Annotated in this window: 7 protein-coding genes; 5 read left to right on the forward strand and 2 right to left on the reverse strand. The window is 70.5% G+C overall.

All coding sequences use genetic code 11. The annotated features are described in order from the left end of the window. Nucleotides 1-56 precede the first annotated feature (56 nt). The gene (locus tag Aco04nite_RS12355) at nucleotides 57-1,715 is read left to right on the forward strand and encodes an FAD-binding dehydrogenase (RefSeq protein WP_212997381.1); all 1,659 of its coding nucleotides are present in this window, start codon (nucleotides 57-59) and stop codon (nucleotides 1,713-1,715) included. A 99-nt stretch (nucleotides 1,716-1,814) separates the two neighbouring features. After that, complete coding sequence (locus tag Aco04nite_RS12360) at nucleotides 1,815-2,600, forward strand: alpha/beta fold hydrolase (RefSeq protein ID WP_212997382.1); 786 nt, start codon at nucleotides 1,815-1,817, stop codon at nucleotides 2,598-2,600. A gap of 56 nt (nucleotides 2,601-2,656) precedes the next feature. On the opposite strand, the gene Aco04nite_RS12365 is transcribed toward Aco04nite_RS12360, so the two are convergent. Further along, complete coding sequence (locus tag Aco04nite_RS12365) at nucleotides 2,657-4,723, reverse strand: ArnT family glycosyltransferase (protein ID WP_212997383.1); 2,067 nt, start codon at nucleotides 4,721-4,723, stop codon at nucleotides 2,657-2,659. Between the two features lie 69 nt (nucleotides 4,724-4,792). Further along, on the reverse strand, nucleotides 4,793-5,269 hold the full coding sequence (locus Aco04nite_RS12370; RefSeq protein WP_244875935.1) for a MarR family winged helix-turn-helix transcriptional regulator: 477 nt from the start codon (nucleotides 5,267-5,269) through the stop codon (nucleotides 4,793-4,795). A gap of 83 nt (nucleotides 5,270-5,352) precedes the next feature. Between Aco04nite_RS12370 and Aco04nite_RS12375 the strand changes: the two genes are divergently transcribed. The 3 genes from Aco04nite_RS12375 to Aco04nite_RS12385 all read left to right on the forward strand — a co-directional run bounded on the left by Aco04nite_RS12375 (nucleotide 5,353) and on the right by Aco04nite_RS12385 (nucleotide 8,619). Next, entirely contained in the window at nucleotides 5,353-5,718 is a 366-nt protein-coding gene (locus Aco04nite_RS12375; protein WP_212997384.1) for a DoxX family protein, read from the forward strand. A gap of 130 nt (nucleotides 5,719-5,848) precedes the next feature. Further along, entirely contained in the window at nucleotides 5,849-7,480 is a 1,632-nt protein-coding gene (gene pgi / locus Aco04nite_RS12380; RefSeq protein ID WP_212997385.1) for a glucose-6-phosphate isomerase, read from the forward strand. A 50-nt stretch (nucleotides 7,481-7,530) separates the two neighbouring features. Continuing rightward, nucleotides 7,531-8,619, forward strand: coding sequence for a winged helix DNA-binding domain-containing protein (locus Aco04nite_RS12385; RefSeq protein ID WP_308161636.1), 1,089 nt, complete (start codon nucleotides 7,531-7,533; stop codon nucleotides 8,617-8,619). Nucleotides 8,620-8,974: the final 355 nt, after the last annotated feature.

Consider the following 8,974-nt stretch of genomic DNA (forward strand, 5'->3'; position numbering starts at 1 on the left):
TGCTTTTGTGCGCCGGGGGAGCATCATATTGGCACCGCGATGCCTAGTTTGAGGGGATGGACGCAGATGTGATCGTGGTGGGTGGCGGGCTGGCCGGACTGGTCGCCACCGCCGAGCTGGCCGACGCGGGCAAAAAGGTGCTGCTGCTCGATCAGGAGCCCCCGCAGAGCCTGGGCGGTCAGGCGTTCTGGTCGTTCGGCGGGTTGTTCCTCGTCGACTCGCCCGAGCAGCGGCGCATGGGCGTCAAGGACTCGCACGATCTGGCGTGGCAGGACTGGCTCGGCAGCGCCGCGTTCGACCGTCCCGAGGACGAGTGGCCGCGTCGCTGGGCTGAGGCGTACGTCGATTTCGCGGCCGGGGAGAAGCGGTCCTGGCTGCACGCGATGGGTCTGCGGTTCTTCCCGGTGGTGGGCTGGGCGGAGCGTGGCGGTGCCGCCGCCGACGGTCACGGCAATTCGGTGCCGCGCTTCCACATCACCTGGGGGACCGGCCCGGGGGTGGTCGCGCCCTTCGAGCGACGGGTACGCGCCGCGGCGGAGAAGGGCCTGGTCACGTTCGCGTTCCGGCACCGCGTCGACGAGCTCGTCACCGCTGCCGGGGCGGTGACGGGGGTGCGCGGAACGATCCTGGAAGCCAGCGACGTGCCGCGCGGTGTCTCCAGCTCGCGGGTGGAGGCCGGCGTCTTCGAGTACGCCGCCCAGGCGGTCATCGTCACCTCGGGCGGCATCGGCGGCGACCCGGAGCTGGTCCGCAAGGCCTGGCCGGCCCGGCTCGGCACCCCGCCGAAGCGGATGGTGGCAGGCGTCCCCGCGCACGTCGACGGCCGGATGCTGGGCATCACCGAGGCGGCCGGCGGCCGGATCATCAACCCGGACCGGATGTGGCACTACACCGAGGGCCTGCGCAACTGGGACCCGATCTGGCCGGACCACGGCATCCGCATCCTGCCGGGCCCGTCGTCGCTGTGGCTCGACGCGACCGGCAAACGGCTACCGGCACCGTTCTTCCCGGGCTTCGACACGCTGGGCACACTGAAGCACCTGATGGGCACCGGCCACGACTACAGCTGGTTCGTGCTCACCCAGAAGATCATCGAGAAGGAGTTCGCGCTCTCGGGCTCCGAGCAGAACCCCGACCTGACCGGCAAGAGCGTGCGCGACGTGCTCAAACGGGTCCGCCCGGGAGCCACCCCGCCGGTCGAGGCCTTCAAACAGCACGGCGAGGACTTCATCATCGCCGGCACCCTGCCCGATCTGGTGGAGGGCATGAACAAACTGGCGGCCTCCTCGGGTGGTCCCGCTCTCGACCTCGACTCGGTACGCGGAACCATCGAGTCCCGCGACCGCGAGATCGCCAACCCGTACTCCAAGGACGCCCAGATCACCGCGATCAACGGCGCCCGTCGCTACCGCGGCGACAAACTCGTCCGGGTAGCCACCCCGCACCGCCTGCTCGACCCGGCAGCCGGCCCCCTGATCGCCGTCCGCCTCAACATCCTCACCCGCAAAACCCTCGGCGGCCTCCAGACCGACCTCGACGCCCGCGTCCTGAGCACCGACGGCACCCCCCTGCCCGGCGTGTACGCAGCCGGCGAGGCAGCAGGTTTCGGTGGCGGCGGCATGCACGGCTACAACTCCCTGGAAGGAACCTTCCTCGGCGGCTGCATCTTCTCCGGCCGCACCGCCGGCCGAGCCGCAGCAGCCGCCGTGAGCTGACCGCAATGAGCTGGCCCGGTTATGCTCCCGGTCGATGGGATCGCGTCCGCTGTGGACCCGGTCAGCGCCCGGCAGACCGTGGGCGGAGGTGGACACGAAATGCACCGCCCAATTCCGCGGAGCCTGACCCTCCCGGGCTCGCGCCGTCTCGCCTTCCACGACCGGGCGGGCGCGGGCCGCCCGGTGCTCGCACTGCACGGCCACTTCGCGTCCGGGCGCACTTTCGCCACGCTGGCCGGCGCCCTCGCCCCTGAGTGGCGCCTGATCGCGCCGGACCAGCGCGGACACGGCGACTCCGGCCGGGCGGCCGACTACTCACGCGACGGTTATGTCAGCGACGCGGTGGCGTTGCTGGATCACCTGGGCATCGGGTCGGCGGTGGTGCTGGGGCATTCGCTGGGCGGGGTGAACGCGTACCAACTGGCGGCAGCGCACCCGGAGCGCGTGAGTGCTCTGGTCGTCGAGGACATCGGCGCCGTGGTCGACGGGGACCTGTCGTTCGCGCTGACGTGGCCGCGGCGTGCCCCGGATCGCGCGGCACTGGAAGCGGCTCTCGGCGGCAGCGCGCCCTATCTGAAGGAGGCGATCCGCTCGTTCCCCGACGGATGGGGCCTCGATTTCGACCCGTCGGACATGGTGGCCTCCCAGCTGTCCCTCAACGGCGACCACTGGGGTGACTGGCTCGCGAGCGACTGCCCAGCCCTGCTCGTGCACGGCACCCGCAGCGGTGTCCTGTCCGCCGGGCATGCCGCACAGATGACCGCCGAACGCCCCCGGACCACCCTGGTCGACGTCCCCGCCGGCCACAGCGTCCACGCCACAGCCCCCGCCGCATTCGCCACCGCGCTCACCTCTTTCCTGACCACGGCACACCCCGGGCGGTAACCGGCACGGCGAAGCCCCGCAGCCCAAGGTGAGGGGTGCGGGGCCGCGCGGGAAGGTCAGCCGGCGGTGGTCAGGTTGTAGACCGTGGTGCCGCCGACCGTGGTGGCCGTGTAGTTCTCGGAGACCCAGGTGGTGATCTGGGAGGTCTCGGTGGCCGTGCCGCCCTGGCCGCCGCCTCCGCCCATGCCGCCGCCCGAGATGAAGTAGGTGATCTGGCCCGCGGCGACGTAGGCCTTGAACTGGGCGAGGGTGGGGGAGGGGTCGCTGCCGTTCCAGCCGCCGAGGGCGATGACCGAGGTGCCGCTGGCCAGTTCGAGGTCGGCTGCCGAGGTGGCTCCGCTGACGGCCGCCGCCCACTTGGTGGTGGTCGCCTTCAGCGCGGCGGTCAGCTCACTGTTGGTGCTCTGGCCACCCATGCCGCCGCCACCCATCCGCCCGCCGCCGGTGGCGTCGCCGGCTGCAGCGCCGTCCTCCGTTGCGCCGCCGTCCGCCGCACCCGCCGCAGCATCATCCGACGAGGAGCCCGAGCCTTCGGTGGTGTCGCCACCTGACTGCGTACCCGAAGAATTGGCGGAAGGTCGCTGACCACCGGGACCACCGGTCCCACCGCCGCCGAAGCCGCCCATGCCGCCGCCGCTCGCCGAGGCCGGGCCGGAGGTGGGGATGCTGCCGGTGTGCGCCTCGCCGACCGTGGCCGTCGCCCAGGCCGCGCTGCCGGCTCCCGCCGAGAGCACGCCGACCAGGACCGCGACCACCGCGAGCTTGCGGGCCTTGAGCGGGTTGAAGTTGATGACCAGGGCGACCGCGGCGATGACGCCGGCGACCAGGGTGATCCAGCGCAGCGCCGGCAGCCAGTCGCTGCGGCCGAGCAGGACCCAGCCCCAGACGGCCGTGCCGAGGATCATCGCGGCGAGGGTGAGGCGGGCGGCCAGGGCGGCGCGGTAGAGCCAGAGGACGCGGCCGCCGACGGCGACCATCGCGGCGATGCCGGGGGCGAGGGCGATCGTGTAGTACGGGTGGATCGTGCCGCTCATCCACGAGAACGTGATGCCGGTGACCAGGATCCAGCCGCCCCACAGGATGGCGGCGGCGCGGGCCCGGTCGGTGCGGGGGGCGCGCCAGGTCATCGCGAGGACGGCGATCATGGCGATCAGGGCGGCGGGGAGCAGCCAGGAGATCTCGAGGCCCATCGAGGAGCCGAAGAGCCGGCCGATGCCGGTGGCGCCGCCGAAGCTGGTGTTCTGGCCACCGCCACCTCCGCCGCCCCCGTTGCCGGAGCCGCCGAGGATGCGGCCGAGGCCGTTGTAGCCGATGGCGAGTTCCCACAGCGTGTTGTTGGTGGAGCCGGCGATGAAGGGCCGCGACGAGGCGGGCCACAGCGAGACCAGGGCGACGAACCAGCCCGCCGAGACGAGCAGCGCGAGACCGGAGATGAGCAGGTCACGGATGCGCTTGCCGATGCCGGTCGGGGCGGCGACGAGGTAGACCAGGGCGAATGCCGGCAGGACCAGGAAGGCCTGCATCATCTTGGTGAGGAAGCCGAAGCCGAGCAGGGCACCGGTCAGGGCGAGCCACTTCCAGGAGGCCTTTTCCACGGCCCGGATCGTGGTGTACGCCCCGGCGGTCATCAACAGCACCAGCAGCGCGTCGGGGTTGTCGAAGCGGAACATCAGCACCGCGACCGGGGTCAGCGCGAGCGCCGCACCCCCGAGCAGTCCGGCGACCGGTCCGAACCAGCGCTTGACGCTCGCGTGGACCAGGTAGACCGACGCCACGCCCATGAGGGCCTGCGGGGCGAGGATCGACCAGCTGTTGACGCCGAAGATGCGCGCGGACAGGCCCATCACCCACATCGCCGCGGGGGGTTTGTCGACGGTGATGGCGTTGCCCGCGTCGAGCGAGCCGAACAGCCAGGCCTTCCAGCTCTGCGCGCCGGCCTGCGCGGCGGCGGCGTAGAAGCTGTTGCCCCATCCGGAGGCGGAGAGGTTCCAGAGGTAGAGCACGGCGGTGCCGGCCAGCAGGACACCGAGGGCGATCTTCTCCCATCCGGGCCCGCGGCGGTGGCGGTGCCTCGGCGCCGCTTCCTCGGGTGTGGTGGCCGGACGGTCCATCAACGTCGTCATGCGCTTACCTTCGCGACGGCGCCTGGCGAGCTTCTGTGTCCGTTCTGTGTGGCCTCTATGAGGCGTGGATCACAGGGGGCAGTCGCCGTCGGGGTGGATGCCGCGCAGGATGCGGCCGCTGATCTCGCCGAGGCTGCGCAGCTGTGCCGGGGTGACGGCGTCGATGACCAGCTCACGGACGGCGTCCACGTGCCCGGGGGCGGTCTCGACGACCTTCGCGAAGCCGGCGTCGGTGAGGATGGCGTTGGTGTAGCGGCCGTCCAGCGGGTCGGGCTCGCGGCGGACCCAGCCCTGTTTCTCCAGCCGCTTGATCAGGTGCGACAGCCGTGACAGCGAGCCCTGGGCGAGCTGGGCGAGCACGCTGATCCGCAGGGTGCGCCCGGGTGCCTCGGACAGGCCGGCCATCACGGTGTACTCGAAGTTGGTGATCCCCGCCTGGCGTTGCATCCGGCTGTCGAGCTCGCCGGGGAGCACGACCAGCAGCCCCATGAAGGTCATCCACGACTGCAGCTGCTCGCTGTCCAACCAGTTCACGTCCTCGGCCACCACCCGATCGTAGCTGACTTGAACATTCAAGCGTGAACCGCTACGTTCACTAGAACGTTCAACTCATCGAGAGGCCATCCCCCATGAACATCGCCCTCTGGATCGTCGCCGGGCTGCTGGCGGCCGCGTTCCTCGCCGCCGGTTCCATGAAGGTCCTCCGCGACAAGGAAGCGCTCAAGGGCGCCGGCATGGCCTGGGTCGACGACTTCCCGCCCAAGGTCATCGGCGGGCTCGAGGTCCTCGCCGCGATCGGGCTGATCCTGCCCGCCGTGCTCGACATCGCCCCGATCCTCGTCCCGCTCGCCGCCACCGGCCTGGTGCTCATGATGATCGGCGCGATCGTCGTGCACGCGCGGCGTAAGGAATTCCAGGCCCTGGCGCCCAACGTGGTGCTTCTGCTGCTGTCCGCCTTCGTCGCGTGGGGGCGATTCGGGCCGTACTCGTTCTGAATGATCCGTTCGCCCCGCCGGCCCGTTCTGCTCCCTGTGACAGGTCTCGCCCTCCGAGATGCACGGCGGGGCGCGTCGATCCGTGCCACGATGGCACCGATAGTTCGGTTCAGGCGGGAGTCAAAAGGCAATGAGCGAACACGTTTCCGACAGTGCCGAATGGCAGGCTGTGCAGGGGCACGCCGAGAAATTCTCGAGCGTGCACCTGCGCGAGCTGTTCGAGAGCGACCCACGGCGCGGCGAGCGGCTCACCGCCCAGGTCGCCGACCTCTACGTGGACTACAGCAAGAACCTCGTCACCGACGAGGTGCTGAGCGCGCTGATCGCGCTCGCCGGCAGGGCGAAGCTGCGTGAGCGCACCGCGGCGATGTTCGCCGGGGAGCACATCAACGTGACCGAGGACCGCGCGGTGCTGCACACCGCGCTGCGCCTGCCCCGCGACGCCACGCTGGTCGTCGACGGGCAGGACGTCGTCGCCGACGTGCACGAGGTCCTCGACCGGATGGGCGCGTTCAGCGACAAGGTCCGCTCGGGCGAGTGGCAGGGCGCGACCGGCGAGCGCATCAAGACCGTCGTCAACATCGGCATCGGCGGCTCGGACCTCGGCCCGGTCATGGCGTACGAGGCGCTCAAGGCGTACGCGCAGCAGGGCATCGAATGCCGTTTCGTGTCGAACATCGACCCGACGGACCTGTACGAGAAGACCCACGACCTCGACCCGGCGAGCACGCTGTTCGTCATCGTCTCCAAGACCTTCGGCACCCAGGAGACGCTGACCAACGCCACCGAGGCGCGCAACTGGCTGCTCGCGGGTCTCGGCGGTGACGACTCCGCGGTCGCCAAGCACTTCGTCGCGGTCAGCACCAACGCGCAGAAGGTGTCCGGCTTCGGCATCGACACCGCCAACATGTTCGGTTTCTGGGACTGGGTCGGCGGGCGCTACTCGCTGCCGTCCGCGGTCGGCCTCTCGGTCATGATCGCGATCGGCAAGGAGCAGTTCGGCGAGCTGCTCGACGGCTACCACGTCGTCGACCAGCACTTCCTCAACACGCCGCTCGAGGAGAACGTGCCGGCCCTGCTCGGCCTGCTCAACGTCTGGTACGACACCTTCCTCGGCGCCCAGTCGCACGCCGTGCTGCCCTACTCGCAGTACCTGCACCGCTTCGCCGCGTACCTGCAGCAGCTCACCATGGAGAGCAACGGCAAGCACGTGCGCCTGGACGGCTCCGCGGTCGAGTTCCAGACCGGCGAGGTGTTCTGGGGCGAGCCCGGCACGAACGGCCAGCACGCGTTCTACCAGCTGATCCACCAGGGCACCAAGCTGATCCCGGCGGACTTCATCGGCTTCAGCGTGCCCAACCACGACACCGGCGAGATGCACGATCTCTTCATGTCGAACTTCTTCGCCCAGACCGGCGCGCTCGCGTTCGGCCGCACCGCGGAGCAGATCGAGGCCGAGGGCGTCGCCGCCGCGATCGTCCCGCACAAGGTGATGCCAGGCAACCACCCGACCACCACGATCCTCTCGGAGAAGCTGACGCCGTCCGTGCTCGGCCAGCTCATCGCCCTCTACGAGCACATCACGTTCACCCAGGGCGTCATCTGGGAGATCAACTCGTTCGACCAGTGGGGCGTCGAGCTCGGCAAGGTCATGGCCAACCAGCTCGCCCCCCTGCTCACCGGCGACTCCTTCGCAACGGGCAGCAGCGACTCCTCGACCGACGCGCTGATCGGGCGTTATCGCACGCAACGCGGCCGTTGATCCTTCGGGCGGTCCTATTTTTGTCGTAGGGCCGCCCTAAGCTGCTTTTCGTGGATCTGAAAACGGCGCTCGCCGTGCGCATGCGCAGCCTGCTGCTCACCCCCGAGAAGCGGCTGGGCAGCGTCACGGAGATCGTCGAGTGGTTCGGCGCCATGCAGGCCCAGGACATGGCCAGCGGCCTCTGGTCCCTCGGCGTCCGCCTCCCCGGCTCCACCCGCGCCGACATCGACGCCGCCCTCGAGCGCCGCGAAGCCATCCGCACCTGGCCCATGCGCGGCACCGTCCACCTGGTCCCACCCGCCGACGCCCACTGGATGCTCGAGCTGATGGGCGTGCGCGCCCTCGCCGGCGTTGCCAAACGCCGCGAAACCCTCGGCCTCACCGAGAAAACCGTCGACCAGGCCGTCGAGGTCCTCACCGCCGCCCTGCAGGGCGGAAAAAGACTCACGCGAGCCGAGTGCCTGGCCGCCCTCACCGACGGCGGCATCGAGGTCACCGGCCAACGCGGCTACCACCTTCTGTGGTACGCAGCCCAGCGCGGCGTCACGTGCATAGCCCCCCACCGCGGCAAGGACCAGACCTTCGTCCTCCTCGACGAATGGGTCCCGCACTCCCACCGCCCCACCCGCGACGAAGCCCTGGCCCTGATCGCCCACCGCTACTTCCGCAGCCACGGCCCCGCCACCGTCCACGACTTCGCCCGCTGGACCGGCCTCACCCTCACCGACTCGAAAAAAGGCATCGCGCTCGCCGGCCCCGCCCTGACCCCGGTCACCGTCGAAACCACCACGATGTACGCCGACCCCACCCTCCTCGACTCCGCCCCGGCCCCCCCGGACGACTGGGCCGCCCTCCCCGGCTTCGACGAATACATGCTCGGCTACAAAGACCGCACCATGCTCCTCGACCCCACCCACTTCGAAGCCGTCGTCCCCGGCGGCAACGGCATCTTCCAATCCACCCTCCTCGAAAACGGCCGCGTAGCCGCCACCTGGAAACGCACCCTCACCAAAAAAGCCGTAGCCGTCCAGATCATCCCGCTCATCCCCCTGAAACCGCCCGCCCGCAAACGCGCCGAAACCGCCCTCACCCCCTACGCCACCTTCACCGCCCTCCCCCTCCACATCACCTGGACCTGACCCCGCCCGCCGGCTCGCCCGCCCGCTTGGTCGGAACGCCCCCTCGCGCAGCCCGCCGCCGCGCTCGCCCGCCTGCAACACCTGGCCAGATCGCCTGCGTGGCCGCGCCGCCTGCCTGCCCGCAACGCCCGCCTGGACCTGACCCGGTCTGCGTGGCCGTGCCGTCTGCCTGCCCGCGACGCCCGCCTGGATCTGACCCCGTCTGCGTGGCCGTGCTGCCCGCCTGGACCTGCCCCGTCTGCGTGGCCGCGCTGCCCGCTTGGTCGCACCGCCCGCCTGGACCCGACCCCGTCTGCCTGCCCGCAACGCCCGCCTGGACCTGACCCGGTCTGCGTGGCCGCGCCGCCCCGCTTGG

Source organism: Winogradskya consettensis, from assembly GCF_018332715.1.
Classification (GTDB): Bacteria; Actinomycetota; Actinomycetes; order Mycobacteriales; family Micromonosporaceae; genus Actinoplanes; species Actinoplanes consettensis.

Excerpts from the sequence above, each read along its gene's own strand:
- Aco04nite_RS12355 (WP_212997381.1), top strand. The coding sequence starts at position 57 with ATGGACGCAGATGTGATCGTGGTGGGTGGCGGGCTGGCCGGACTGGTC.
- Aco04nite_RS12360 (WP_212997382.1), top strand. The coding sequence starts at position 1,815 with ATGCACCGCCCAATTCCGCGGAGCCTGACCCTCCCGGGCTCGCGCCGT.
- Aco04nite_RS12365 (WP_212997383.1), bottom strand. The coding sequence starts at position 4,723 with ATGACGACGTTGATGGACCGTCCGGCCACCACACCCGAGGAAGCGGCG.
- Aco04nite_RS12375 (WP_212997384.1), top strand. The coding sequence starts at position 5,353 with ATGAACATCGCCCTCTGGATCGTCGCCGGGCTGCTGGCGGCCGCGTTC.
- pgi (WP_212997385.1), top strand. The coding sequence starts at position 5,849 with ATGAGCGAACACGTTTCCGACAGTGCCGAATGGCAGGCTGTGCAGGGG.